1 pseudogene is annotated in these 1204 nt (G+C 58.6%); it reads right to left on the bottom strand.

Annotated elements, in window-relative coordinates:
* Positions 1-1124: 1124 nt before the first annotated feature.
* Positions 1125-1204: pseudogene (locus AC1D00_RS41875) on the bottom strand (DUF3833 family protein); the annotation flags it as partial.

The raw sequence follows: 1204 nt of genomic DNA, 5'->3' as shown, positions 1-1204 counted from the left end.
ATTACAACGCGAATTATTTTGGTGCCTTCGTACGCGACCTCGATGGAAACAAGATTGAGGCGGTGACGTACACCGCAAGAGAAAGCTTCTAGTCAGGCGAGTACACCTCTCCCGTCCGGATCGTCGCCTTCAACGCGATCGAGGGCTGGTCCAGAGCCGCGACTTCCGATGTCGCCGATGCCGTCGCTCAACGCGGCATCGACTCGGACGCCGAGGTGTCAGCCGTGCTGCAAACTTTCAAAGCTGAGAATTCAACAAAGGCGTTTGACCTTCAGCTGTCGCTGCCCGTGCCCTGCAACACTCCTAGCGCGATAGACCGCCCATTCGGCCATCGTCCGGCGGCGCTTCTCCCGCATATCGCAGCAGCGGTAAGCTGCCTCGACCTTGTCCGAGACGGTATGCGCCAAAGCCATCTCCGACATCTCGTTCGGCGCCGGTCTCAGCTATGACGGCAGATCGGCAAAGGACAACGCCGTGTGCTGCCTCCACCGGTGAGACCCCTTCGACCGCCCCGGCAGTAGCTTGTCGAGCAGGTTTTTCCAGCGCACCGGGTTGTCATCTTCCGGGAGCTTCTTCTTGGCCCAATCCGAGACGTTCTCGATGCGGCCGCGGATGCGACTGGCGGTCTCGGTGCAACCAGAAGGTTGGCGCGTCATCTCTCTTGAGGACCGATAGGCAGCGACTTGGACCCGATTCTCTTGCTCAGCTCGGCCGGTGCGGTATGTCCGACGCCACAGCGAAGTTTGGCGGAGTTTCCCCAAGGGCAAGAATAGCCTCTGCCCGCTCGAGGATAAGCCTTTGAAATTATTGGTCGGAGCGAGAGGATTTGAACCTCCGACCCCTAGTCTCCCAGGCGGAAGCAGATGTTTGTTCCTGCAAGGTAAAATTTGGAAACTAGCGAGCGGGGTCCTACCGAACTCTCAGGAGTTTTTATCTCAATTGTAAACCATTGGCCGGTTCTCGGAACGGGCGAGAAGCCGTGGTCTACCTTCCCGGCATATAGAAAGTCATTCCTTTGCGGCGGCCGATGTATGTGCCGTCCCATTTGGTGCCGTCGTTCGTGTTGGGCGCACGTTACTTTCGCCCAGCCGTTCGTCCGGCCGACTCTACTGAACCAAGCGAAGCTATAGCTTCCGATAGGTGACGTGTGCCGTCGCAAACGGAATTCCCGCACGCCCGGCGCTACCTCGCACGATGCAAACCC

It is taken from the genome of Bradyrhizobium sp. P2_E8 (assembly GCF_056403875.1).
Note: the sequence above shows the minus strand (reverse complement) of the source record. Positions and strands in the feature narration are given on the sequence as shown.